The 25971-nt window shown below is 50.8% G+C and carries 26 protein-coding genes; 6 read left to right on the forward strand and 20 right to left on the reverse strand.

Going from position 1 to position 25971, the window contains the following annotated elements; genetic code table 11:
- Nucleotides 1-22: 22 nt before the first annotated feature.
- From NST84_RS26460 to NST84_RS26475, 4 genes are all read right to left on the reverse strand, one after another.
- Nucleotides 23-259 (reverse strand): hypothetical protein, encoded by a 237-nt coding sequence (locus NST84_RS26460; RefSeq protein WP_342563045.1) that lies wholly within the window; start codon nt 257-259, stop codon nt 23-25.
- Between the two features lie 186 nt (nt 260-445).
- The gene (locus NST84_RS26465) at nt 446-1078 is read right to left on the reverse strand and encodes an MBL fold metallo-hydrolase (RefSeq protein WP_342563046.1); all 633 of its coding nucleotides are present in this window, start codon (nt 1076-1078) and stop codon (nt 446-448) included.
- A gap of 4 nt (nt 1079-1082) precedes the next feature.
- Nucleotides 1083-1649: a thioredoxin family protein gene (locus NST84_RS26470; RefSeq protein WP_342563047.1), complete on the reverse strand. Its 567-nt coding sequence runs from the start codon at nt 1647-1649 to the stop codon at nt 1083-1085.
- Nucleotides 1646-2260 carry a DedA family protein gene (locus tag NST84_RS26475; protein ID WP_342563048.1) on the reverse strand — a complete coding sequence of 205 codons (615 nt, stop codon included), beginning with the start codon at nt 2258-2260 and terminating at the stop codon, nt 1646-1648. Before NST84_RS26475 ends, NST84_RS26470 begins: the two co-directional genes overlap by 4 nt.
- Nucleotides 2261-2474: 214 nt before the next feature.
- On the opposite strand from NST84_RS26475, the gene NST84_RS26480 reads away from it, so the two are divergent.
- Nucleotides 2475-2810, forward strand: coding sequence for an autorepressor SdpR family transcription factor (locus NST84_RS26480; RefSeq protein ID WP_342563049.1), 336 nt, complete (start codon nt 2475-2477; stop codon nt 2808-2810).
- Entirely contained in the window at nt 2810-3463 is a 654-nt protein-coding gene (locus NST84_RS26485) for an SdpI family protein (protein ID WP_342563050.1), read from the forward strand. Before NST84_RS26480 ends, NST84_RS26485 begins: the two co-directional genes overlap by 1 nt.
- A 432-nt stretch (nt 3464-3895) precedes the next feature.
- Here the strand turns inward: NST84_RS26485 and NST84_RS26490 are convergent, their stop codons facing one another.
- The 5 genes from NST84_RS26490 to NST84_RS26510 form a co-directional block, all read right to left on the reverse strand.
- Entirely contained in the window at nt 3896-6346 is a 2451-nt protein-coding gene (locus NST84_RS26490; protein WP_342563051.1) for an O-antigen ligase family protein, read from the reverse strand.
- Nucleotides 6347-6549: 203 nt separating this feature from the next.
- Complete coding sequence (locus tag NST84_RS26495) at nt 6550-7743, reverse strand: SAM-dependent methyltransferase (RefSeq protein WP_342563052.1); 1194 nt, start codon at nt 7741-7743, stop codon at nt 6550-6552.
- Between the two features lie 215 nt (nt 7744-7958).
- Complete coding sequence (gene tnpB / locus NST84_RS26500) at nt 7959-9032, reverse strand: IS200/IS605 family element RNA-guided endonuclease TnpB (protein WP_342563053.1); 1074 nt, start codon at nt 9030-9032, stop codon at nt 7959-7961.
- 9 nt (nt 9033-9041) lie between these two features.
- Complete coding sequence (gene tnpA, locus NST84_RS26505) at nt 9042-9440, reverse strand: IS200/IS605 family transposase (RefSeq protein ID WP_342563054.1); 399 nt, start codon at nt 9438-9440, stop codon at nt 9042-9044.
- A gap of 229 nt (nt 9441-9669) precedes the next feature.
- Nucleotides 9670-10341, reverse strand: coding sequence for a DUF6483 family protein (locus NST84_RS26510; protein ID WP_342563055.1), 672 nt, complete (start codon nt 10339-10341; stop codon nt 9670-9672).
- Nucleotides 10342-10535: 194 nt separating this feature from the next.
- Between NST84_RS26510 and NST84_RS26515 the strand changes: the two genes are divergently transcribed.
- Complete coding sequence (locus NST84_RS26515; protein ID WP_342563056.1) at nt 10536-11849, forward strand: MFS transporter; 1314 nt, start codon at nt 10536-10538, stop codon at nt 11847-11849.
- A gap of 81 nt (nt 11850-11930) precedes the next feature.
- On the opposite strand, the gene NST84_RS26520 is transcribed toward NST84_RS26515, so the two are convergent.
- Nucleotides 11931-12719, reverse strand: a complete 789-nt coding sequence (locus NST84_RS26520) for an alpha/beta hydrolase (RefSeq protein WP_342563057.1) — start codon at nt 12717-12719, stop codon at nt 11931-11933.
- 77 nt (nt 12720-12796) lie between these two features.
- Nucleotides 12797-13324: a spore protease YyaC gene (gene yyaC, locus NST84_RS26525; RefSeq protein ID WP_342563058.1), complete on the reverse strand. Its 528-nt coding sequence runs from the start codon at nt 13322-13324 to the stop codon at nt 12797-12799.
- Nucleotides 13325-13516: 192 nt separating this feature from the next.
- Between yyaC and NST84_RS26530 the strand changes: the two genes are divergently transcribed.
- The gene (locus NST84_RS26530; protein WP_342563059.1) at nt 13517-13741 is read left to right on the forward strand and encodes a DUF1128 domain-containing protein; all 225 of its coding nucleotides are present in this window, start codon (nt 13517-13519) and stop codon (nt 13739-13741) included.
- Between the two features lie 108 nt (nt 13742-13849).
- Here NST84_RS26530 and NST84_RS26535 read toward each other — a convergent pair whose 3' ends face one another.
- Nucleotides 13850-14569 carry a pirin family protein gene (locus NST84_RS26535; RefSeq protein ID WP_342563060.1) on the reverse strand — a complete coding sequence of 240 codons (720 nt, stop codon included), beginning with the start codon at nt 14567-14569 and terminating at the stop codon, nt 13850-13852.
- 439 nt (nt 14570-15008) lie between these two features.
- Between NST84_RS26535 and NST84_RS26540 the strand changes: the two genes are divergently transcribed.
- Together NST84_RS26540 and NST84_RS26545 are read left to right on the forward strand one after the other, a co-directional pair.
- On the forward strand, nt 15009-15545 hold the full coding sequence (locus NST84_RS26540) for a YtxH domain-containing protein (RefSeq protein ID WP_342563061.1): 537 nt from the start codon (nt 15009-15011) through the stop codon (nt 15543-15545).
- Nucleotides 15546-15692: 147 nt separating this feature from the next.
- On the forward strand, nt 15693-16025 hold the full coding sequence (locus NST84_RS26545) for a DUF5665 domain-containing protein (protein ID WP_342563062.1): 333 nt from the start codon (nt 15693-15695) through the stop codon (nt 16023-16025).
- Between the two features lie 170 nt (nt 16026-16195).
- Here the strand turns inward: NST84_RS26545 and NST84_RS26550 are convergent, their stop codons facing one another.
- The 8 genes from NST84_RS26550 to NST84_RS26585 form a co-directional block, all read right to left on the reverse strand.
- The gene (locus NST84_RS26550; protein WP_342563063.1) at nt 16196-16966 is read right to left on the reverse strand and encodes a sigma-70 family RNA polymerase sigma factor; all 771 of its coding nucleotides are present in this window, start codon (nt 16964-16966) and stop codon (nt 16196-16198) included.
- Nucleotides 16963-17415, reverse strand: a complete 453-nt coding sequence (gene rsbW / locus NST84_RS26555) for an anti-sigma B factor RsbW (protein WP_342563064.1) — start codon at nt 17413-17415, stop codon at nt 16963-16965. The genes NST84_RS26550 and rsbW overlap by 4 nt, the downstream gene beginning before the upstream one ends.
- Nucleotides 17416-17433: 18 nt before the next feature.
- Nucleotides 17434-17772 (reverse strand): STAS domain-containing protein, encoded by a 339-nt coding sequence (locus tag NST84_RS26560; protein ID WP_342563065.1) that lies wholly within the window; start codon nt 17770-17772, stop codon nt 17434-17436.
- A gap of 103 nt (nt 17773-17875) precedes the next feature.
- Entirely contained in the window at nt 17876-19540 is a 1665-nt protein-coding gene (locus NST84_RS26565; RefSeq protein ID WP_342563066.1) for a response regulator, read from the reverse strand.
- Between the two features lie 17 nt (nt 19541-19557).
- A complete protein-coding gene (locus NST84_RS26570; protein WP_342566531.1) occupies nt 19558-20418 on the reverse strand; it encodes a protein-glutamate O-methyltransferase CheR in 861 nt (286 codons plus the stop codon).
- A gap of 93 nt (nt 20419-20511) precedes the next feature.
- Nucleotides 20512-24174, reverse strand: coding sequence for a response regulator (locus NST84_RS26575; protein WP_342563067.1), 3663 nt, complete (start codon nt 24172-24174; stop codon nt 20512-20514).
- Nucleotides 24174-25343: a fused response regulator/phosphatase gene (locus NST84_RS26580; RefSeq protein ID WP_342563068.1), complete on the reverse strand. Its 1170-nt coding sequence runs from the start codon at nt 25341-25343 to the stop codon at nt 24174-24176. Before NST84_RS26580 ends, NST84_RS26575 begins: the two co-directional genes overlap by 1 nt.
- A 224-nt stretch (nt 25344-25567) precedes the next feature.
- Nucleotides 25568-25915 carry a general stress protein gene (locus NST84_RS26585; RefSeq protein ID WP_342563069.1) on the reverse strand — a complete coding sequence of 116 codons (348 nt, stop codon included), beginning with the start codon at nt 25913-25915 and terminating at the stop codon, nt 25568-25570.
- Between the last annotated feature and the right edge of the window lie 56 nt (nt 25916-25971).

Raw genomic sequence — 25971 nt, forward strand, 5'->3', positions numbered from 1 at the left:
ACGTGCAGACCGGTCTGATCGTTCATTCACTGTCCCGGCTATTCTGCAGCTCCCACAATTTGCGCCGCCAGGGCTGATAGCGCCCGCGGCCTTCAGGAAAACCCCAAAACCGTAATTTGCCTCCCGTTTCTCTGACTGCCGGAGCTAGCTCTGCCTTTGAATGGTATAACGATAATGCAGTTCCCTCTATGCTATCAGCCTTAAAATCAGCTTCGTTTACGTTAGAATAATCATATAAATCAATAATATCATTCTTCAATTTACTTCCTCCCATACAAATAAAACCCGTTTAAACAGACAAAAAAAGAACGCAAACCGGGATTAATTCCGCAGTCTGCGTGCTTCGCGAGGTAAATGTTGCATTTAATTAACGTTATTGTAACAACTTTGTATTCATCTGTCTATCTCTATTTTCCCGTTTTTTGTCGCTTGCTAAGAAATGACGTCACTGCATGGGTACGTACGGATTGTTCCGGCGCTCGAAGCCGATGGTTGTCCGCGGGCCATGTCCGGGATATACCTTCACTTCTTCGTCCAGCCGGTACAGCTTGCCGCGCAGCGAATCAACCAGATCCCGTTCCCGGCCTCCAGGCAGATCCGTACGGCCTACACCTAACTTAAACAGGACATCTCCGGAAAAAAGATCATTGCCGCACAGAAAGCTGACACTGCCGGGAGAATGACCCGGTGTATGCAGAACTTTGAAGGTTAGCCCGAGCAGCTTCAGAATCTGGCCCTCGGCCAGATCATATTCCGCAGGCTCTGTGCTAATCGGAGGCGATGTATCCGGCCACATCTGTGAACCGTTCAGCTTGGGACTGACCAGCCATTCGCTTTCCAGTGCGTGGACGTATACCGGACAATTTTTGGCTTTGCGGATCTCATCCACCCCGCCGATATGATCAAAATGGGCGTGTGTCAGCAATATGGCTTCAATCTCCATATTCTCTATGGCGCGTACAAGGGCAGCAGGATTCATACCGGGGTCAATGATGACACCCCGCTGCGGATCAGCTCCGGTTAGCAGATAGGCATTGGTCTGGAGCGGCCCCAGATTATAAGAACGGATATTCAGCATACGTTTAGAAACCCGAAATCAGGCTGCGCAGCTCTTTTACGATGACTGCGTGTGATTCCGTACCTTCCCCGTAGGCTTGCCCCATGGCCTTGCGCACTTCTGCAATTTTGCTGTCGTAATCGGCGGCTTCCCGGTCCGGATTCTCCTGCTTAAACGTCCGCATCAGTGACTGCACATGCTCCGGACGAGGACCCCATTGTCCCAGTACATAACCGCCGGTATCCGCAAAAATCACTACAGGCACCGATCTTCCGCCCATCGTCAGAAAATCATCCATCAGATCCAGGTTTTCTTCCAGAATCAGCACTTCTGTTCTGATCCCTGCCGTCTCCAGAATCCGGAATACAACCGGTACATTGCGCACAACATCACCGCACCAGTCGGCAGCCAGAATCAGCACATGCAGATCATCGCGGTGGTTCAGGCTTTCAAAGAATTCGCGGTCATCCTCATTTTCCCAGACAAACTTCTCATACCAGGCTTCGAAAGCCTGCTGATTCTTGGTCATGCTCTCTACGAACTGGCGCGGGGTCAGACCCTGGCCGAACTTATTGGCTACATTCTGTTTCATGCTGCACTACCTTTCTTTTTGGATTTATACCATTTGAGCAGGAAGTATATAACGATAATGGCGATAGCAACCAGGATAAGCTCATGGGTATATTTGCCGGCAACCTCGTCAATTGTCTCCCATTTATCGCCCAGGGTGTAACCCAGATAGACAAACAGGGCACTCCAAGGAATCACTGCCAGCGTAGTCAACAGCGTAAATTTACCCAGCGGCATACGTGATATCCCGGCAGGCACTGAGATGGCATGACGGACAACCGGAATGAACCTTGCAGTAAAAATAACACCCGTACCGTACTTTTTGAACCATTCCTCTGAGTGGTCGATGTGCTTTTTGTTAATAAAAATGTACTTGCCATATTTCTCGAGCACCGGTCTTCCTCCATAACGGCCGATCCAGTACACAAAAATCTGGGCAATGACACCGCCGACTGTACCAAAAAGAATCGCCCCGAAGAAATTAATGTCGCCCTGTGAAACCAGGTAGCCTCCGAACGCGAGTACAATCTCACTCGGAATGACCTCAATCATCAGCCCGATCATAATCCCGAAGTAACCCAGACTCTGAATCCATTCAAATAAATGCGAGATCAGATCAGATATAACATGCAACTGCAGCCCTCCTCTCTTTTGAATACAGAACATAATCGCCCGAAATCCCGGCATTTCTCTGCTATGTACCAGTCTTCTTCTAGCTTATTCTAGCATATGCGGCCTTACAACTTCTAGTTGAGACCGCAGCAGCAGATCCATCGTTGACAATAACAGGAATTCGCGCAATTATATATTTAGACAATTATTTAAATATCGAAAGGTTGGATAGAACATGAATGAATCTTTTAAGGCGCTGGCCGATCCAACCCGCCGGCAAATCATCCGGCTGCTGCGTGAAAAGGACCGTACCGCCGGAGAGATCGCCGATTATTTTCGGATGACTAAACCAAGCATCTCGCATCACCTGAGTGCATTAAAGCATGCCGGGCTGGTGCAGGATGAGCGTAAGGGGCAGTTTATCGTGTATTCACTCGATACGACCGTGCTTGAGGAGGTCCTGGGATGGTTTCTGGAACTGACCGGTGCCGGAAAAAAAGGTGAAGCTGAGCCGCCTGCAGCCGGGGATCTCCCCGGCCTGAAGCTCCAATCTGACGAGGAGGAATTGTGATGAAGGATTTTAGATGGAAATGGCAGGATACCCTGATCGTTGTTCTCGGTGTGCTGGCGCTCGGGTACGCTATAATTAATTACAGCAGACTGCCGGAGCAGCTCCCTGCCCAGTTCAGCATTACAGGAGAAGTGAACAGGTATTGGCCGAAAAGCACGATTATTATTCAGGGTGCCTTCCTGGGTCTTGTCCTCCCCCTTGCTATGCAGTTCATCCGCCGGATTGATCCCAAGAAGGACAATTACAGCAAATTTCCCGGGGCGTATAAAATGATCCGTCTGGCTATAGCCGTCCTGATGGATGCAATGCTGGTGCTTGCTGTAACCAAAGGATTGAACCCGGATTTTGCTGCCGGCAAGCTTGCGATTGCGGTCGTCGGGGTGCTGTTCATCGCACTGGGAAACTATATGCCGCAGATAAAAGACAACTATTTCACCGGCATCAAGACACCATGGACGCTTGCTAGTCCTGAGGTCTGGCGCAAAACCCACCGCTTCTCCGGATATATGTGGGTAGCCGCCGGTATAATGCTGGTGCTCGCCGCTTTTCTGCCGCAGACGTTGTCCATTAGTCTGATCATCACTGCTTTGCTGGTTGCTGTCATTGTGCCTTATGTTTACTCGTGGCTTGTTTCGCAGCGGATGAAGGTGTAGGGATAGTGCGGGCGGGAAGCTATGCGGGTAAGGGCGTTGCTGGTACGGTGGTGCCAGTTCGGTCAGAGCCGGTGCGGGTAGGGGCGTTGCGGGTAGGGCCGGTGGGTAGAAGCCAATTATCGCATTACTTAAAACTAGTTGGAATTTTGTCACTTCATTCTCGTCTCCCTCGGTATTTATGCGATCTAAGTGGATTTTCGCCACTTATTTCCGGCAATTTGCCGCTTAAACGGGATTTCTGGTGCTATTAAGTGACGTTTTTCCAACTAGTTTCCGGTTCATAGCGTTGGCTGCGATTTTAAGTAGCAAAATTCCACTTAGTTACGGGTGATGTGCCTCGAAAAATGTATACGGCGCGCTAAAAAGGGGCATTGAGGTTCATGAAGAGTACGAAAATGTGCAAACCCTTCTATGTAAGTTTGGTGCCCCCAGTTATTCCCGCGTAAACTTTAAAGAAGCAGGCTCATCTCCTTGCACTGTCTTTACCTCGTAAGCTGCTGCAATCAGCCGATTCAGCTCTACACCCGCCTCTTCAGCTTCCAGTGAGAATTTAAAATCCCGGTCATTGTGTGCCGGACCTTTAGCATGCTCTTCAAGGGCAAGCACCCGGTAACTCCTCAACAGCCCCTGCCCGGCCAATGCACTAACCGCTGCGTTCTGCCGTTCACCCTTCGTCAAAAAATACTGCCCCATCTGCAGCATGCCATTAGCTGCACTCTCCCATTTAACAGCATTAAACTTGTCCAAAACCAGGCTCCTTCTCACCCAGTACAATGCCCTCCCCGGATCACGGTCAGCCAAATAAGACTCTGCCAATAGCCAGTGCAATCCTGCGTCATCCGGAGAATATTCAAGACTGCTGTGCAACAGCTTTATCTTTTCTTCCTCCGGAAGCAGCACTGCAAGGCTTAGAGCTGTACGGGGAGCATACGGATTGTAACGCAGCGATTTCTGGAGCAGCATCCTTTGGACTTCAGGTTCCGCAGAACGGACAGCCTGTCTGAATAAGACTTCACCCTTCCACAGCTTGAAGGAGAGTCCGCTGAGCATCAGACAGGAGCATACCACTGCCACCAGGATTACCCGCATTATCCGGACTCCCGCCCGCTGTGCTGAAGTGTGACGATTTATATGCTTATGGCGCCCGGCTGCTGGTGCTGATACTGGTGCTGATGTAAGTCCGGTTACTGAATCGGTTGCTGGTATAGGTGATGGCCCAGAATTAAGCAAGTGAGCAGACAAATGTCTAAATACCGATATGGATGAAGATGCTTGCACAGATACGGATCCATGTAAGGCTGCCGGATCACGCAGACCGGTTCGGCTCGCAGGGAAGCCGGCGTCCGGCTCCCGGCTGACTAACTTGGGCTGCGGCGAGGCGGCAAGCGTTCTTGCTGTCAGCAAGAACAGCAGCAGCCAGAAGAGCCCGTAGCTCCAGCTGAAATCCACTGCGCCGTGCAGGAGGATGACGAGCAGCGGGGGCAGCAGCCCAGGGGCGTTCCTGCCCGCCAGTATTCCTGCTGCCAGCAGCATAAGCAGCAAAACGGCACTGCCGGTGATACCGAGATTCAGCAGGAAATCGAGGTATCCGCTGTGAACCTGGCTGCCCACATAGGGGCGGGACTGGGCAGCGAGGTACGCGCTGCGCCAGGTCTCGCCCCCCTGCCCCAGCCAGGGGGCTTCCCCCGCGAGGCGCCAGGCGTCGCGGTAAAACAGCCCGCGGGCGGCGGCCGTCGGAGACGGCCCGCTGATCCGCCCGCGCAGCAGTGCCAGGACGGCGCTGCCCGCTGCCGTCCATAGCCCCGCCGCCATAAGCATGGCGGCGGAGTGCCCGCCCGCCGCGCGCCGGCAGCGGCGGTACAGCCACAGGCCGGCCAGCAGCGCGCCGGCCCAGCACCCGGCCAGCAGCAGCAGGCCGGGCAAGGGCTCTGCCGCCAGCCCGGTGCGGGCCAGCTGGCGGCAGTACAGCGCCGCAGCAGCCGCAGGCGCGGCGGCGCAGATCAGAAGCGGCGCGGCCAGCTGCCGCTTCCAGAGCAGGGCTGCGGCGGCTGCGCAGGCCGCAGCGAGCATGGCGCCGCGCGACTCGCTGAGCAGCAGCGCGGCGGCGTACGGGAACAGAGGCAGCATGCGCAGCAGCTGCCCCGCGGTGCCCGGCGCGCGGAGACGGGCGCGTGCCGCTACTCCATCAGCGGCGACGGCTACGATCCGCTCCAGCAGAAAAACGGCCATCACAGCGCCGAAGGCATTCGGATACTGGAGTAGCCCGCCCAGCCTTGCTCCGGTAACGCTGACTGCCGGAGAATCCGTATAGGCAATTGCATAAGGGAGCGGCAACCCGCAGACGGCCAGCAGTCCGCTCAGGCAAATGGTCATACCAAGCACATGCCAGAGTAGCGCAAGAATCCTTGCACCGCCGCGGCGGCCCGCACAGAAAACGGCGAAAAAGGCAAAGCTCCCGTATAATCCCCAGCGCAGCAGCTCATTAAGTGTCCCCTGAACCGAGAGCGGCCCGCGCAGCAGATGAACGGCATATAAAGCAACAATAAGCAGCGGACAGCTCAAAAATACAATATGTATATAGTTCCGCCTGTTACCGGCAACCTGTAAACTCACTGCAGGTTCGGTGCCCGGCAAGCTCCCTGAACTACCCTCCCCCCGGCTGCCCCTTCCCGGATTAGCCCCATCTGAATTCCCCGTGCCGCTTTCCACTTCCGGTTTCTCAGCTTCGCTCTCCCCGCCTCCAGTCGGGTCCTCCTTAAAGCTCAGGAAAACAGCAACAGCGGCACACAGGACGAACCATACAACCAGAAGGCCGTACATATCCCGGGCAAAAAACAGCCCGTGCAGCAGGCAAGCTGCCGCTGCCGACAACAGCAGCATCATCCCACTTCCCAAGGCTGGAATTGATTGCAGCCGGCGCCTGATTCTACTCATTTTAGTATCTGCCTCCGTGTACTCGTGTTACCCGACAGCTTTGCCGTAAATTCTGGTTTTTATAGGATAAACGGCCAAACCAAAGGACAGCATCCTCCGGCTGGAGGATCACTGTCCTTTGGTAATAGCATTATGGCCTTATCCGGCGGCCGTCAGCCCTGTGCCGGATGCTCTGCAGGAAGCAGGTCTGCGCAGACCCGTTCAAGATACGGCTTGGCTCCCAAAAAATCACGGAAGGCGCTGTATTCGCGCCATTTAGCCGCGTTGTCACCGCCGCTGGCTTTAACGGCGCGGATCAGGATGTTCTTGGGTGTATGCTCCATATCGATGAACTCCAGCAGCTGGCTGCGGTAGCCCATCAGATCCAGCAGCTTGGCCCGGATAGCGTCGGTAGCAAGTGCCGAGAAGCGCTCTTTGAGAATTCCGTGCGACAGCAGCGGGCTAAGCACATCATTTTCTATCTGATTAAACAGCTCATGCTGGCAGCAGGGAACAGAGAGAATGACGGAAGCGCCCCAGCGGACCGCTTTTTCCAGTGCTGCATCAGTCGCGGTATCACAGGCATGCAAGGTGACAACCATGTCCACCTGGTCCAGCTCATTGTAATCGGCGATGTCGCCTACAAGGAACTTCAGCTGGTCGTATCCCAGCTTAGCCGCCAATTGGCTGCAATGGGCAATAACATCCGCTTTAAGATCAAGGCCGACTACATTCAGCTCCCTGCGTTCACGTACGGCCAGATAATGATAAAGGGCGAACGTCAAATACGATTTTCCGCAGCCGAAATCGACAATCGTCAGCGGCCGTCCGGCCGGCAGGTCAGCCAGCACATCCTCAACCATCTCCAGGAAGCGGTTGATCTGACGGAATTTATCGTACTTTCTGGCCAGAACTTTACCTTCATTGTTCATAATCCCCAGTTCAACCAGGAACGGTACCGGCTCGCCTTCATCCAGCACGTACTGCTTTTTGCGGTTGTGCGCCAGGTCAGGCAGCTCCTCCTTGCTGGCAGATTTCGTCAAAATAGATACCTTATACTTTTTGCTGATCAGCACCTGATAATCTGCTTCAATAGTACAGATCAGCGCCTGGCGGAAGGTTGTCCGCAGCAGCGGCATCATCTCTGCCGCAGCCTCTTCAGCCGGAATGTTCCGGTGCTCCACCTTGGGTCCGGTATAATAGGCAAACTGATAGTGAAGCTTTCCTTTAAGCTCGACAGGCTTGATCTGAACCTTGGTGTAGGCAACCTCGCCTTTGCTGCGGAGCTGGCTTAATGTAGCTGTTATTAAGGTGCGTTTGTTAATCACCTGTACGATTAATGTATTTAAAGATTCCACGGGGTACATCTCACTTTCACATTTTAAAATGGAGAACGGATTCTCCTTAAGTAGCCGTTATATTATAGCATGTCCGGCACCCGGATATTATAACAGGCTGCTGTATAGTCTGCTATTTAGTGAACTACACACCACCTAAGAGGTGGGTGCTTCTTGGTCAATAGAGCTACCGCTCTAAGTTTACCCAAGCTCATAGGCTAGTTCCTAGCCCAATCTTTGCAATATTACATTGCTAATTTAAGTAAGTTTTTTGCTGCGTTTACATCTCTATCATGTAGTGTAGTGCATACAGGACAAGCCCATTGACGTACACTCAGATTCTTCACCTCTGCATTTTTGTAACCACAGCATGAACATAGCTGACTGCTTGCAAAGTTTTTTGGAGCAATGATTAACTCTCTACTGTACCATGTCGCTTTGTAGGCGAGCATTTCTCTGAACATACTCCAAGAGACTTCGGATATAGCTTTAGCCAACTTGTGATTTTGCATCATGTTCTTTACACGCAAATCTTCCATCACGATCACTTGGTTATCGTTGATCATTTGGGTGGACAGTTTGTGCAAAAAATCTTTACGCTGATTCGCTATTTTTTCATGCAGCTTGGCGACCTTCAACCTGGCTTTATATCGGTTATGACTCCCTTTCTTCTTGCGCGATAAGTCCTTTTGTAATTTGGCTAATCGTTTTTCAGACTTACGCAAGTATTTAGGATTAGGTATGAATTCTCCATGTGAAGTAATCGCAAAGTCTTTCAGTCCAAGATCAACACCCATCTTAGTATCTAATTTGAGCAAGGGGAGGATATCCGTGTCCACCAATAAGGCAGCATAATATTTTCCTGTTGGTGTTTTGGAAATCGTACACGACTTAATAAGACCCGCAAATTGACGGTGCAACTTGATTTTTATTTTAGTTTTCAGTTTTGGAATTTTGATGGTTCCATTTTCAATCGCAATCGTTCCATTTTGATTATTCGTTGTGAAGCTATGGTTATTTGTTTTCTTACTCTTGAATTTAGGGAATCCCACTTTCTTATTGCGGAAGAAGTTCTTATAAGCCTTGTCCAAGTTAAGCTGGGCATTAGCTAAAGCAAGGCTATCTACTTCTTTCAGCCATTCAAAATCCTTTTTGTATTGGGCTGGTGTATTTTTAAGCATGGTTTCCGTCTGCTTGTAATGCTCCATTTTATCTGCAAGCATTCTATTGTAGATGAAGCGAACGCATCCGAATACGTTAGCGAAGTACTGCTCTTGTTCGTGGGTAGGATAGATTCGATATTTGTAAGCTCTTAACACATGCCCACCTCATTTCTGACCTTGTGACTCAATATACTTTCTGATGACATCAATCGGTGCTCCGCCAGTCGTTATTAAGCAGTAGCTTCTTGACCAAAAATATTCTTTCCATAATTGTTTACGAATAATATGGAATTCTTTCTTAATTAGTCGAGAGGAAGCGCTTTTGTAAGCATTCAGAAACTTGGAAATATCGCTATTGGGGTGAGCTTTCATAAGAATGTGAACATGATCCTTATCATGATTCCATTCCTGCAAAGTAATATTGTAATTCATCTGGATAGATTGAAATATCACTTTTAACCGTTCAGATATTTCATCGTCTATTACTTTTCTACGGTACTTTACAACTAGAACAAGGTGATAATTAAGGGAGAATACTGAATGATTATTTGTGTCCAATTCCACTGATATCACAACCCATTTTTTTATACGACTGAATAATTTAATTGTAATATTATGGGTTATAGTTGTCAATGAGAAAGACCGCTGACATTCATCCCCCACTTAGAGAAGTAGGGGAATTCTGACAGCAAAATGTTAAAAATAACGCTGCCATTCGTTTAAAACAAAGAAATAGCACAGAACACCTGATCTTGATACTCCCCAGGGCTTCTGTGCTGTTCAGTGGTTTAAATCAGTTCTGCTCCTGCTTCGCTGCAGCGGTAATTCTGTCCCATTCCGCCTGTCCCTGCCGGACCTCCTCCAGCGGCAGGCCGCCAAGCTCCAGCTCTTCCGGAGACTTCAGCAGCAGACGCTCGTAGAGGCCGCGGCCTTCCAAAGCAACATCTATACTCTGATCCCACAGCCGGTACAGGCTGTCCTCCGCCTTTGCATAACGGCCAGCAGACTCCAGATAGGAGAGCAGCTGTCGTTCTGTTTTGACAGGAAGCTGATAGCCTTCGGTTTCCTTGAGCAGCTCATCTACTTCCTTGTTCATATCCAGCAGCTCCCGGTCAGCACCATACAGATCCGCATACAGGAATAAGTGCAGGGAGCGCATGAACCGGAACAGCGCAGCTTCCCCGTTCCCGGCAGCTGCGAAGATACTGCCCTCCTCTTTAAGCAGCCTGGCTACGCCCTGCAGCTTGTCGGACTCTATAACACCGCCTAAACGGAACATTTCAATGATATCCTCCACCGACAGAGAGTTCAGCAGGCGGGAATTCAGCCGGAAATGGCGGTTAAGCAGCTCATCCACTTCCCATAAAGCCTCTGTTGTCTTCTTTTCCTGCTTCAGCGTAAATACCTTGGCCACCATGGCCGTCATATCTTCAATCATCCGGACGATATAATCTCTTCGGAACATAAACGTCACTCCTCCCCGGGAATTGAATTAATGAATGCTTTATGTTCATCTTAAACCATTACAGGCCTTACGCGCCACTGAACCCCCGCCTGGACCGGCTCCCTGCACTTTGCGGAAGTCATTGACAAGAAAAGAAACCATCTCATATAATGAGCCCATCTTTTTTGAATAATTGAATCCGGAGGATAACCTGAATGAATCCCGCTACAGCAACTGATTCCGCAAGCCGTAATCCCTTGCGTAAATTCTCCTCCCTGTTTACCTCATCGCAGGCGTTCCCTTATCTCTGGCTTGGAAATCTTATTTCCTTTCTGGGCAGCTCAGTAACTATGGTCATCCTGCCTGTCCTCGTCTACTCCATGACAGGTTCGACCAAGACAATGGGCATCGTAATGGCCATTTATATGCTGCCGAATGTGATTATGCTTCCCGTATCGGGCCATATAGTGGACCGGTACGACAGAGTTAAAATTATGATAGGGGCTGATATCGCCCGCTTTGTCATTATGGTCGCAATCGCCGTGCTCTCGCTCACCGGTACGCTAAGCATTTCGCTGCTCTATCTGTTTATGGGCCTCTATGGCATGCTTGACGGATTGTTCCGGCCTGCATACTCTGCAACCCAGGCTACGGTATTTACACCGGATATCCGGATTGCCGCCAACTCACTGACACAGATGAGCACCCAGGCGGTCCGTCTGATCGGCCCCGCGCTTGGCGGCCTGCTCATAACACATCTCTCTGCAGGCGTAGGGTTCGGACTGGACGCTTTTACCTACATCCTCTCCCTGTTCTGCCTGATTTACCTGCGCAGGGCGCTGATGGCCGGACTGCGGCAAAAGTCCTCACCGGCCTCAGCTGAAATACATAACGCACCTGCAGCCAGCCCCCCGGCAGCGCCTGCAAACTGGAAAGATGATTTCAAAGAAGGTATCGCCGTTCTGCGCAGTCATCCGTGGCTCTGGATTACGATTATTACCTTCTCCTTCTTCAATATCTGTTTTGCCGGAGTGACCAGTATATTGATTCCCTGGCTGTTCAAGGTATATCACGGCTGGCCGCCTTACATCTACGGTCTTGCGGTTACCTGCTCCGGTGCCGGTGCCATTATTGCCGGACTGCTGTACAGCCTGCGCCAGCACTGGACCCGCCGCGGGATTATGGCCTACGGAGGCGTTATTCTCAGCTGCCTTGCCCTGTTCCTGATGCCGTTCATTCCAAATGCGGCTGTAGCAGTCGCCCTGTTCACCGTGGAAGGCTTCGGGCTGATGATCTTCGGCCTGATCTGGGAAATCAGCCTGCAGGAGCTTGTTCCCCAGGAAGCATTCGGACGTGTAGCCAGCCTTGATCTGCTCGGCTCCTTCGCGCTGCTGCCGGTAGGCTATATTCTGGTCGGCTGGCTGGCGGATCAGATTGGCGGTCTTCCTACCATCGCCATCTTTTCGGGTCTGGGTGCAATTTGTGCCGCTTCAGTGCTCTGCCTCCCGGCAATCCGAAAGTTCCAGTAACAGGCACAGCCTAAAGAGGCAGCCTCCGCTGATCAGCGGAGGCTGCCTCTTTAGCATACCGATATGTTCCATCCTGGACGCTTATTTCTTAGCTGCCGGTACCTGAACATAATCCTTAATGATCTCTGCCAGACGCTCCGGCGCTTCATACATGCTCATATGGCCTACACCGGAAATTGTCGCCTTGGTTACAGTTGCCTTGTCAGTTGTAAAAATCCGTTCAGGCGGCACCAGACTATCTTCCGCACCGGCTACAAGCAGCACCGGCAGGGAAGATGCCGAAATAACATCCCGGCGGTCCGGCCGCTCCCGCATCGCCAGAGCGGCCCCAGCCGCGCCTTGCGGCGGGGTTTTGTAACCGATTTCCTTGGCACGTTCAAGCAGCTGGGGTGCGGCGCCCGGAGCAAACAACCCGGGAATCAGGGCATCGACAAACGCGGTAATCCCTTCATTCTGAACGGTGCTCACACTCTTGAGGCGTTTTTCCCGGGCTTCCTCGCCGTCCGGATAACCGGTAGAATGAATCAGCCCGAAGCCCTTCAGCCGGGAAGCATACCGCTGGGCAAAGGATAATGTGACATAACCGCCCATGGAATGGCCCAGCAGATGCACTTCCGGTATCTCCAGATAATTCAGCAGGGACAGTACATCATCAGCCATCTGATCAATGCTGTATGCGCCGAGCGGTGCATCCGATGCGCCATGGCCGCGCAGATCAGGAGCAATAACCCGGTAGCTGCCGCTTAGGTAAGGAATGACCTGCTCAAAGTACGCAGAGCTTCCGCAGAAGCCGTGAAGCAGTACGATAACTTCACCCTGCCCCTGATCGCTGTAACAAATATTGCTTCCTTCACAACGGATATTTTCCATGACTGCTTCCTTCTTTCTATGTAGTGACTAAGGCGTTTTATAATTATTAAGCAGAACGGTTCATCTTGAAACGGGCCTTAAGTAGCAAGTCTGAAACCTTTTGCTGCCGCCAGCGCAATCTGCTCTGCCATCTGCATTACCCGGTACAGCGGTGTCGTCTGCAGCGTACGGTAAGGAAAGGGGCCGTTCACCCCGACGACAGCAGCCAGGCTGTAATTCCCTACCTCAGGCAGGTATAGACCTACCGATTGTGCCGGGCGCAGAGGTTCACTGGCGGCAAAATAATGACCGAGTGCAGCCGGCGGACCCAGACACGCGTCAATAGCTATAATCAGCTGCCCTTCCGGAATTGCGGCAATCCGCGCAACCAGATTGTCTGCATCACAGGGCGACGGCAAGGTGCCGGTGACGTGCGGAAATCCGTATTCCAGCAATTTGCTGCCGGTCAAAGGGCCGAGGGCATCACCTGTAGAGCGGTCCGTCCCGATGCACACAAACGTGATGCCCTCAGCTTGATGCCGCTCAGCAATCTCCCGGAAGAAGATACCGATCCGGTCAGCATCCATTTTGATCCGTTTTCTGCTTTCCTGCTCCCTGATTGCCACTTTTTCTCCTCCTTGCAGTAATTAAAGTCTGCAATTATTCTTTCTAATTTAACACGGTTTTTCGGAATATGGACAAAAAAATGGTGTTTCTTTATCCTGTCATGATAAAATACTTCAGTAGGAACGGCTGACGGTCAAACGCTAAGCCGGTAATTTCAAGACAGCTTACTCAGAAAGGACTGTTTGCACTCCATGGATCTAACAAAGCCCAGCCAGGAAAATGTGGAATATATGATCGAGGGCATCAAGAGCAAGCTCAAAATGGCCAGCGCGGCAGCCATGCAGGCATCCGCTTTCTCGGTAGACCATTATGAGGATATTCTTGATATTTACGAGGTTGCTATGGGCAGCGACCGGCTCAGCATCTCCCAGGTGGAAGCCCTGGTTTCCGAGCTCGGCCGCCTGCGGAATAAATAACAGGCCCTTAACGGACAGGAGCTCTCTGCCCTTTGCCGCCATCTCCGGATGACTGCAAGGCTGAGAGCTCCTTTTCTTATCCCTGTGTAAGCCGGGGGTCGTACTCTATTATGGCAGGTCAATCAGGATGAACTCTGCGTCCCCCTCGCTGCTCGTCCCTTTAAGCTTCAAATCGCAGCTTTTGCGGATACGTGCCGCGTCACCGGGCTGCAGCTGAAAATCCCCTTCGCTGCAACTTACCTCCAGATTTCCGGCAATCAGATAAATATGGGTTCGTCTATCCTCCCGCTGCGGATACTGCACTTCCCTGTCTGTCTCAAGCACCGACAAATAAATCGTAACCTCTTCCCCCAGCTTCAGCACCCCGTCCGTATCTGTCCCCGAGGCCACTGGAAGCAGGGTATTCAGCTTCAGCTCACGCGGAAAATATTTCGCATCCCAGGCCGGTGTTACCCCCGGACGGTCCGGCAGCAGCCAGATCTGCAGGAAGCGGACCTGCTCAGCCGGCGACGGATTCGTCTCTGAGTGTGTGATTCCTGTTCCTGCGCTCATCACCTGTACACTGCCTGCCTGAAGCTCTGCATGATTGCCGAGATCATCCTGATGCTTCAGTACCCCTGAGATTACATACGTAATGATCTCCAGGTCATGATGCGGATGCTCCCCCATCCCCTGTCCCGGTTTCAGCTCATTATCGTTATGGGCCAGGAGAGCCCCGAAATGTGCATTGCTGGGATCATCATAATCGGCAAACGAAAAGCTGAATTCACTGTGGATCCATTCTCTATTCGAAGTATGACGCTCTGCTGCCGTAACGATTTTTATCATAATCTGTGCACCTCCAAAGATGTTAGAATTCTTTCATTCTTTAAGTTCAGGGCGTTTCCACCCAGCTCCTATCAGTGTATGGGCGCCTTAATTATGTATTTCTTACCCTTAACTTTTCTCTGTCAATCAATTGTTATTACTATATTATTCCAGATGAAATCAGACGGACGCTGCCGCTCTACAGCATCCGGATTCCAGCCGTAATAGTACTGATATATCTTCTTATGGTTTGCATCTTCACGGTCCGGCCTTCACCAATGGGTAATCTTTCCTCAGCTGCCCTGCTGTTTCAGCCTATATCTCAACGTTTATATACGAAGTAAGAACCTTCAGGCTATCCTGAACTCCAAAAGACGGCAGCTGCCTTAACAGCCCAGCTGCGACCGACCAGAGGCTGCCCGGTTTTGGAATATCATATTCTATTAAGGAGTGATTAAAGATGAATAAGACAGAAACAGAACATCCGGTAGATAGCGGAAGCACTTTTTTCAAAGGGATTTTTATCGGTGGTTTGCTCGGCGCCGCGGCGGCGCTGCTGTTCGCACCTAAGCCGGGCCGCGAAATGCGCAGCGACCTCTCCGATAAGCTTACGCTGGCAACAGATAAGACAAAGGAAGTTGCGGGTGTCGTAACAGACAAGACTAAGACTATTGCCACTACTGTCAGTGAAAAGGCAACGGATCTGGCCAGCACAGTATCGGCCAAAGCTTCGGACATTTTCACAACTGTGAATGACAGCAAACAGCAGATTGCGGCTACATTACAGGAAACCGGCAAAAAGATCGGGGATACTGTCTCCGAAGCGTCCGCCGATATCGCTTCCGATGTTACAAAGGCATCCGAGGATGTGGCTGATGAGGCTCAATCCTCTTCTAAAGAGGTTGCTGAACAAGCCAAGGACGCCAAAGATGAGGTCGCTGATAAAGCTAAGGATGCCAAGGAAGAGGTTAAATCCTCCTACAAGTCTTCTTACTAACATGCTGTGATCTGCGGCTCTGTCTAAATTTGAGAACAGCCAGCTCACTGCAGCTGGCTGTTGTTATGCTAATCGCAGCTTCTTCTAACAAGTTAGAAACTGCATTGTATCAAAGCCTTTTATGGCTACAGAAAGCGGGGATATCTTATGGGAGATGCGGGCAGCAAGACCAAAGCATATGAAGTTGAGGAGCATCCCTTTGAACTGCGGCATGAGGTGAAGCGGCTGAATGCGAGGCTGGACAAAATAGCGGATTCACTGGAGAAATCCGAATTCAAGGATATCCTTGAAAATTATACAAATCCCAAGAAGCGGATCATTACTAACCTGATGGCCGGTATATCCCGCGGACTCGGGCTGTCTCTGGGTACCTTTGTTATTCTCGGTCTGCTCGGTTATGTTCTCAGCCTGTTTCTTGATGTACCGGTTATCGGTGAGTATCTTGGCGAGATCAAAACCTATATTGATGCCAACAGCTGATATGTCCATCCTGGTTCACCCCGCCAGCAGCCCGCGTTATTATACCCAGGCTGCTGGCGGGGTGAACTGCTATGCTGATATTCAAGATCATTCACACAAATAAGGACATGCCATTTCCTGTGAAATAGGGCATGTCCTTATTGTATTCATATGGCTTAACCACAAATGCATCAATATGAGGAATTCGCCATGATCTGTTTAAGCTTCTCCGTAGCCCGCTTCTGGATCCGCGATACGCTCATCTGGGATACACCCAGCTTCTGAGCAATCGCCCGCTGGGATTGGCCATCCTGGAAAGCCAGCAGCAGTACCTGCTGCTCCTGTTCCTTGAGCTGGCCCAATGCCTGCTGGAGATCCATGCGCTTCTCGACTGTTTCATAGTCGTTGGCATCCGAGCTGATCAGCTCACCAAGCGTAGCACCGGTTTCCTCCTGCGACAGCGGCGAATCAAGCGACACATAGTGGTAGCATTCTCTGCCTGCCAATACCTCCACTGTTTCTTCTACGGTAAGATCAAGATAATGAGCAATTTCTTCGACAGCAGGTGAACGCTCCAGTCTGATGGTTAGCTCATCAATGGCCTGCTGGACGAGAGCCCCCTTCTCTTTAATCCGTCTCGGAACCTGTATGTACCAGGACTTATCCCGCAGGAAATTCTTCATATGGCCGATCATACTCTTCATCGCATACGGCTCAAAGGGAATTCCCAGACTGATGTCATATTGCTGAAGCAGTCTTATCAGCGCCATTTGTCCTACCTGATACAGATCTTCATATAAGTCCGGACGGTTACGGGCAATTTTGCCGGCAGCCATCTTGACCATGGGTTCGTATTTACGGATCAGCAGGGTGGCAATTTCATTATCTTTGGTCTGCTGGTATTCCCAGATCAGACTTACCGCATCATTCATGGACTCTGGGGGAGTCACTTTGTCATTCATACTTTCTCCTCGCTGAAATTAAGCCGTTTAGTCAAGGTAACGACCGTCCCTCTCCCTGCTTCACTCACAACGCTAACATCATCCATGAGTGCCTGCATCAGATAAAAGCCCAGTCCGCCAACCTCAACATCATTCAGCTCTTTGTCATGCAGCGTCATGCGCGGTTCAGGTGATTCCACTCCGTCAAAGCTCTCCCCCTCGTCTTTGACAGTAATGGACAAGGCACTTGCTCCTACTTCAAAAATGACATCGACAAGCCCGTCTTCCTGTCCGTAAGCATACAATACGGAGTTATTACAGGCTTCCGAAACGGCTACCTTCATATCTTCAATATCTTCATAGGTAAAGCCCATTTTAGAGGCAATCCCGTATAAATTTAGTCTGACAATGTCGACATATTCTGCGCTGGCGGGTAACTGAAGAACTACTTTTTGCACGTCATCATTCATCCTTATTTCGATCCTTTCCTAGTGGGAGTTCTCTTGGGAGGCAAAAAACTTGGAAATACCAGTCATATCAAACAGCTTCTGAATCTGCGGCGGAACTTCCTCAACCGCAAATTTAACGTCCATTCCGTGTCTGGCCTTGAGAATCGAGAGCAGGATACCAATGCCTGTACTGTCGATGTATTTAAGGTCTTTCAAATTAATAACGAGATCTAGTCCCGTGTCTCCCACAAGCGGCTCCATCACCAGACGGAAATCAGGAGCGACAGACAAATCAAGTTCTCCAAACAGATAAACTGTACATACATTGCCTTCGATTTCGGTTTTTGCATGGAATTTTTCGCTTTTATGTGTATTCATAGACAATCTCTCCTGATTAAATGTTTTCTTTACCAATAACCCTAAAGACATAGTGTTGAAACAAAAAACGGACAATCTTCATCAGGTAATTCCTGGGTGTCCGTTAAAAGAGTGAGGCATTTCGTTCAATTAGTGGACTTCCATGAGGCTCATAACGGCTGATAATTTGCTTGATGCTGCTCAGCTTGAGCGGTTTACTGACGTACCCGTCCATTCCTGCGGCTTTACAGCGGGTCTGAATGCCCTCCATGACATTGGCTGTCATAGCGATGATAACTGCCTTCTGTGCTGACAGACTGCTGCCAGAACGGATTCTGGAGGTTGCAGTAAGACCATCCATTACCGGCATCTGCAGATCCATAAAAATAAATTCATAATAGCTCTTTGCTGCCAGCTCTACCGCCTGGCTTCCATCTTCGGCAACGTCAGCGCTATAGCCCAGTTTGTCCAGCATGCTGACCATCAGACGCTGATTGATGGGATGGTCATCGACCACAAGCGCCTTGCGGTGCGTCCGCTCCTGATTCACCGCCCCATACGGCTCTTCAACCTGAAAGCCCCGGGCCAGCTCATCCTCTGGCATCGCCGCCTGAATCGTAAAGACAAAGGTTGCCCCTCTCTCCTCCATGGATTCCACACGGATCTCGCCGCCCATCATCCCGACAAGCGATTTACAGATCGCCAGCCCCAAACCTGTTCCACCGTACTTCCGGGTCATGGAGGAATCCAGCTGGGAGAAAGGCTGGAATAACCGGTCACATTTTTCAGGGGAGATGCCGATACCGGTGTCTTTTACAGTAAACTCCACCATTAGCTTCTCATCGGTACCGGAAGCTTTGGAGGCAACCAGATAGACGCCGCCCTGGTTAGTGAACTTGACCGCATTGGCCACCAGATTAATCAGAACCTGACGGAGGCGGGCCATATCCCCGTAGATCAGCTTAGGCAGATCCTGGTCGATGAAATAAGCCAGCTCCAGATTCTTTTTGCCGGCCTCAACCGAGAACAGGCTGAATACTTCCTGGATTGTACCCTGCAGCTCAAAGAGCTGCTCTTCCATCTCCATCTTTCCGGATTCCATCTTAGTGAAGTCCAGGATGTCGTTGATTACGGTAATGAGCGTATCAGCACTCTTGCGGATGATTTCTGTATATTCCTTTTGCTCCGGAGCCAGATCAGTCTCCATCAGCAGGTCAATCATGCCTACGACGCCATTCATCGGCGTACGGATTTCATGACTCATCATCGCCAGAAACTCGGTCTTGGCATTTGCGGCAATTTCCGCCGCCTCCTTGGCTTTAACCAGTTCACCGTTTATTTTCTCCAGCTCCTGCGTTTTTTGCTGCAGCAGCATGGACTGCATCTGATGTTTTTTATTCGCCAGATACATATGAACAAAGCCTTCGATTTTGGACTTGAGAATCTGCGGGATGAAAGGCTTGACCATATAGTCAATAGCACCGGCGGAATATCCGGCAAACAGATGCTCCGCCTCTTTGCTGTTAGCCGAGATAAAGATGATGGGGATATCCTTGGTCTTCTCTCTGGCCTTGATTAATTTGGCGGTTTCAATACCATCCATGCCTGGCATCTGAACGTCCAGAACGATTACAGCAAACTCATATCTTAATAAACTCCGCAGCGCTTCTTCTCCGGAATTTGCTTTGACAAGTTTATAATGCTGACTTTCCAGCACGGCTTCCAGCGCAAGCAGATTTTCAGGACGGTCGTCAACAAGCAATATATGAACCGATTCTTGAACCCCCATAGGCCCCTCCCATCCCGTTATTGATTCTTACGGTATATTTTTTCCACTCTGTCCAGGGGCTCGTAGCCATCGCTAAACCTGGTGAAATGAATAGATTCTTTGGATCCCAGCACCAGCACGCCAAACCGGCTCAGGCTCTCATAAAACAAGCCATGCACATGATCGCGGAGCTCATCGTTAAAATATATCATCACATTTCGGCAAAAGATAACATTAAACTCATTAAAGGAAGTATCCGTCGCCAGATTATGCTCGGCAAAGATAATGTTTTTGCGTAAAAACGGCTGGAAGATCACTGAATTATATTTTGCAGTATAGTATTCGGAAAACGCGCGCGTGCCGCCCGCCTCCATGTAATTCTTGGTGTACTGCTTCATCCTGCTGATTTCATATACTCCTTCTTTGGCTTGCTGCAGTGAGCGGGCATTCATATCGGTTGCATAAATGCGTGCCTTGTCATACAGCCCCTCCTCATGCAGAAGGATTGCCATCGAATACACCTCTTCACCCGTTGAACAGCCGGCATGCCAGATTCTGATGTACGGATAGGTCCGCAGCAGCGGAATGACCTTTTGGCGGAAGGTTAGGAAGAGACCCGGATCACGGAACATTTCCGTCACGGGGATAGAAAGGCTGTAAACAAATCGTTCAAAGCAGGCCCGGTCATGCAGAACTTTCTCCTGTAGCGCGGATATGGTGGGTACATTCTCGGCATGAACATGATGCCAGATCCGCCGCTTCAGCGAAGGCAGCGCATAGTTTCTGAAATCATACCCGTATAAGCGGTGCACTCCGCTGAGCAGCAGCTCAATTTCAATCTGCTCCAGCTCCTGCCTGCTTCCCGAATTATCAGCCTGATCATCATATCCGCGTTCCATTGCTGTCATAGTTATCCCTGCTCTCCTGCATACTTCCGTATTCCGGACTGGTTTTTTTGATCTTACTGTAATGCTATTACCCCAATAATCGGCTTACGAATACAGCCATACACGCATTAGGGATAGAAGCTGATCTGTGCTGATCGGCTTCTTCATATAATCAGAGGCTCCGGCCTCAATACACTTGGCCCGGTCCTCTTTCATTGCTTTGGCGGTGAGCGCAATAATCGGCAGCTTCTGATACTGCGGCATCTCACGGATCCGGCGCATCGCTTCATACCCGTCCATTTCCGGCATCATCATATCCATCAGCACCAGATCGAAATCATTATGCTCAACCAGCAGATCCAGTGCTTCACGGCCGTTCTCCGCGAACTTCACTTCCATCTGGTATCCTTCAAGCACGCTTGAGAGGGCAAAGACGTTACGGATGTCGTCATCAACGAGCAGTATCTTTTTGCCGTCAAAGAGCTCCTCCTTATTGTGCAGCTTTTGCAGAATTTTACGCTTATCCTCCGGCAGATTCGCCTCCACACGGTGCAGGAAAAGGGTGGTCTCATCCAGCAGGCGCTCCGGTGAACGGACATCCTTGATAATAATGGATTCGGCATATTTCCGCAGCCGCGTCTCTTCCTTGCTGTCCAGATCCTTGCCGGTATAAATGATAATCGGCAGATCATTAAGCTCCTCATCATCACGGATCTGATCCAGCAGCTCAAAGCCGGTCATATCGCCCAGCATCAGGTCAAGCACCATGCAATCGTACCGCTGCTTGCGAAGCTCGCTCAGCGCTTCCTCACCGGTGGATACTGCAGTAATGGCAACATCGTCGTGACCGATCAGCTCCATAATAGAGCGCCGCTGGATCTCATCGTCCTCAACAATCAGAAGATGCTTCAAGGTACTGGACGTGTAGTTCTCAATCTGGGAAAAGGCACGGTCCAGCGCCTGTCTGGAGGACGGCTTCTTCAGATAGGCCATCGCTCCCATCATCAGCCCCTGCTTCACCTCATCATTAACCGAGATGACATGCACCGGAATATGGCGTGTCTGTGAAGCACCCTTCAGCTCTCTAAGGATGGACCAGCCATCCATAACAGGCAGCTGGATGTCCAGGATGATCGCGTCAGGCAGGAAGGTTTTGGCCATCTGCAGCCCGGTATCCCCTTGCAGGGCTACCAGGCCTTTAAAGCCGCGCCCGCGGGCCATGCCGAGCAGAATTTTGGCGAAGCTGTCATCATCCTCAATAATCAGGATGACCTTATCTTCTGCCGTAAGCTCCTCGCGGTCATCTTCAACCTGTACCGGGTTAAGCGGTACAGGTATGGCCTCTCCAGGTCCGGCCGTCAGCCGCTCCTCCACAGCCAAAGCGGCTACCTCATGGGCTGCCGCCGCTTCCACGGCTCCCGGAAGGAGACTGTAATGGCCTTTTACAGGCAGGTAAAGAGTAAATACGCTGCCTTGTCCTTCCCGCGATTCCAGTCCGATCGCTCCGCCCATCAGACGGGCCAGCTCGCGGCTGATCGATAGTCCCAGGCCTGTCCCGCCGTATTTGCGGCTGGTTGTCCCATCTACCTGCTGGAACGCCTCGAATACAACCTCTGTCTTATCAGACGGAATCCCGATACCGCTGTCCTTGACAGCAATGGCTACATATTCGAACTCATCCGGCAGGAACGCAGGCAGCATGCCTGGTTCAGCACGGCTGATTGAGAATTCCACGAAGCCTTCGCTCGTGAATTTGAAGGCATTGGACAGCAGATTACGCAGTATCTGCTTGAGCCGGTGGCTGTCCGTGTACAGGCTGTCCGGCAGCGGCTCATCAAAGGAAAGTCGCAGAGACAGCCCCTTCTTGGCCGCCTGCGGCGCAAAGTTCTGTTTCACGAACGTTTTAAGCTCAGTAAGCGGAATATCCTCGTAGCTCAGCTCCATCTTGCCGGCATCCACTTTGGACAAATCGAGAATTTCATCGATCATCTTCAGCAGGTCAGCGCCCGACATATAAATGGTATGGGCGAATTCTATCTGTTTCTCTGTCAGGTTGCCGTCTTTATTCTCCGTAAGCAGCTGGGAAAGAATAAGCAGACTGTTCAGCGGAGTCCGCAGCTCGTGGGACATATTCGCCAGAAACTCTGATTTGTATTTTCCTGTAACAGCAAGCTGCATTGCCTGCTTCTCCAGCTGGCTGCGGGCATGCTCAATTTCATCCTTCTTCTCCTCGACCTCCTGGACCTGCTCCTCAAGGGCGCGGGTCTTGGCGACCAGCTCAATATTGAAATGCTCCAGCTCGCCCTGCTGCCGCTGCAGGAGCTCCTCAGAACGCTTCAGCGCATCCGTCTGCTCTTCCAGGTTCTCATTGGAACGGCGCAGCTCTTCCTGCTGGGTCTGCAGCTCCTCTGACTGGCACTGCAATTCTTCCGTCAGTGCCTGTGATTCGCGCAGGAGCTCTTCAACCGCCATTCTGCGGTTAATATTATTTAGAATAATACCGAGATTGACCGCCAATTGATGAAGCAATTCATTCTGCAGAACTGTAAATGGTGTAAAGGACGCAAACTCGAGCACCCCGAGAACCTCATCCTCAAACAATACAGGATAAATGAAAATATGATCCGGGTGCCCGTCCCCGAAGCCGGAGGACACGTTGATATAATGATCAGGCGCCTTTTCCAGCTTAATCGGTATTTTATCTGAAGCACACTGCCCGACGAGCCCCTGGCCGAAGTCGAAATACTCCTTGAGGCCGTCCTCGGCATCACCGGCATAGAAGGCACTGGCCAGAAGCCGTTTAGCGTTATGAGGGTCTTTCAGATAAAGCGCCCCATATTGTGCGCCAAGCACCGGGGTGAACTCACTGATAAAGGTCTGTGATACGCGGTCCAGCGAGCTGACACCCCGCAGAAGCTCTGTCACACGCGCAATATTGCCATTAAGCCAAGCCTGGTCGCTCTGGGCCTGGGTGTATGCTTTTTCAAGCTCCTGCTTCTGCTCAATATCCTCAGCCATCCGCTGAAAGACACGTGCCACATCGCCAATCTCATCCTTGGAGTTAACCTTGATCCGGCGGATCGCCCGCATCTTCCCGCTGCCAAAGCTGGTGATCATCATGGATACAACATTAAGGCCGCGTGTAATGCTCGGAATCACCCATAGAATAATACCGACCCCGAGCAGCAGCCCGACAGCCATGATCAAGGCTACCATCTGGATGGATCTTTCATAAGCAGCCTGGGCTGAAGCATTCTCCTGCGTCATCCGGTTGGCATTATAATCTGACAGTGCATTCAGGCTGTTAAGCACTTCGTCCTGGATGTCCTGTCCCTCAGCGTTCCGGTAAGTGTTGGCATTCTGGAAATAGCCGGATTCGAGCATCTCAATCGCCCTGTTCTGGTAATTCATGTAGGCGGCATAAGCAGTCTCTATCCGGTTCAGCATCTCTATTTCATCGGCAGAGGAAAGGAAAGACTCAATGGCCTTCCGGTATCCTTCTGCTTTTATCATCTTATTGTCTATCTCGGTTTTCTGAATCTCTATTGTCTCTACATCGGCATTAAGCATTGCCGTGGTCAAAATGCGGGCCATATCATTGACTTCGCCGCGCAGTCCGGAGGATGCACGGCCCTTATCGTATCTCTCCTGGAAGCTGTCAAGCTGACTGCTCATATAGTTCAGCCGATCGTAGCCAATCATTGTCAAGGCCAGCATAATGGCCAGCATTGCACTGAAGCCGATCAGCAGCTTGGCTTTTATTTTCATTACTGTTCAGTTCCTTTCCCCAGTGTAATCCACACCAGGCATTTATCGTCATCGCGTTCAAGGTCAGGCTCGTCTATAAAGAAGACGTCACGCATCGCTTCCTCATGCCATTCATGCCCTCTGTTTAAATGTCCGGTCATAAATTTAAGCTGGTCCTCCTGGTCGCCCTCTGCCATTTCGAGCAGCCCGTCCGTATACAACACCAGATGTCCCTCTTCCTCAAAGCTGAGGCTCTGCGGCTGAATGTCAATCCGGTCAAACAGGCCTACAGGGTGGCAGTTGCTTTCGAGGAGTACAGGCTCTTTGGCTCCTCCCTCGAAAAACAGCCCCGGCGGATGTCCGGCATTCACATAATCGATGCGCTTCATCCGGGTATCGATCACCATATAGATAGCCGTAAAGTAATACTGGACCAGTTGCTTCTCAATGTACAGCTGATTGAAACGGCGGTTCAGCTCCTGGATCACCTTTTCCGGTTCCACATAGGTAGTCACCGTATCCTTCAGCACGGAAGCCAGGAACATACAGAACAGTGAAGAGGAGATGCCGTGGCCCATCATATCCAGCAGAATTACGGCATACCTTCCTTCGCCCAGCGGAAACCAGGCATACAGATCGCCGGCCAGTTCAAAGGAAGGCTGGTAAATGGCATGCACCTCAAAGGCCTCTTCCATAATCGGCAGGCTCAGCACCGCATTCTGCACGAGTGCGGCAAGCTTCAGCTCGTCCTTTATCCGCTGGTCCCGTTCGTTATGCCAGTCCTTCTCCCGCTTCAGACGCAGCGCCAGACGGATCCGGGCCATCAGTTCAACCTTATTTATCGGTTTCGTAACATAATCGCCGGCTCCTGCATCAAGCGCTTCAGCCAGTTTTTTGGAATCTCCTACCGCAGTCACCATTATAATAGGGATATCACGCAGATGTTCATATTGCTGTACGACGCGGCAGGCTTCAATTCCATCCATCTCCGGCATCATCATATCAAGCAGAATCAGATCAACATCCGAATGGCGCGGCCGCGCCGTATCATTCCCGGAGGCGATCCCCAGAATCTTCAGCATCTCCTTCGCGGACGATGCCGTTATAAAGTTCTTGTAATCTTCCTTCTTCAGGATTTCACGGATTATAATTACGTTGGTAGGATTGTCATCTACAATTAATATTTTCAAGCCTCTTCACCTCACACGAATAATTTGAGCTCCGTAAACATCCCTGCTAGTCCATCCTCTTATCATACGATATTTAAAGAGTTACTTTCCACGAATCTATAATTTGGCAAAACAGGGTGTTATTGTTTCCGTATTCAACAAAGTAACCTCCAGCCCCACTACAAAATAGTGGAAATGGAGGTTACGCTATTGCGCTATAGTTCCGGCATGCCGGAAAATGCTGATTATTGCGGATATTTCTTGGCAATGACAAGCACCTTACCCGCATCCAGTTCTTTCTCATAAAATCCCGCTTCAGCCGCGCTAAAGCCAAGTGCTGTTATCTTGGAACGCAAAGCATCTCCGCGTGACCGGAAAAGATTGGCGATAGAGCCAAACAATCCTTCTTCGCCTAAGCCGACCTCATTTGTGTTCGCCGCATCTACAATGCGGTTTTCACGGTCCTGATCATGACTGATAACATAAATGTTATCCTTGGTGTAACCGCTGTCGCGCAGACGGTTCACTTCTTCTATCGCCTGAACACCGTTCTCCAAAAGCTTGGCATACGACTGTGCCCCGATTGAACCCATGAGATCACGCTCCTTAAGCTTAGATTGTGAGGTTAATTTTGTCCCCGAAAAGACAA

Origin of the sequence: Paenibacillus sp. FSL R7-0345 (assembly GCF_038595055.1) — a bacterium.
Classification (GTDB): Bacteria; Bacillota; Bacilli; order Paenibacillales; family Paenibacillaceae; genus Paenibacillus_AQ.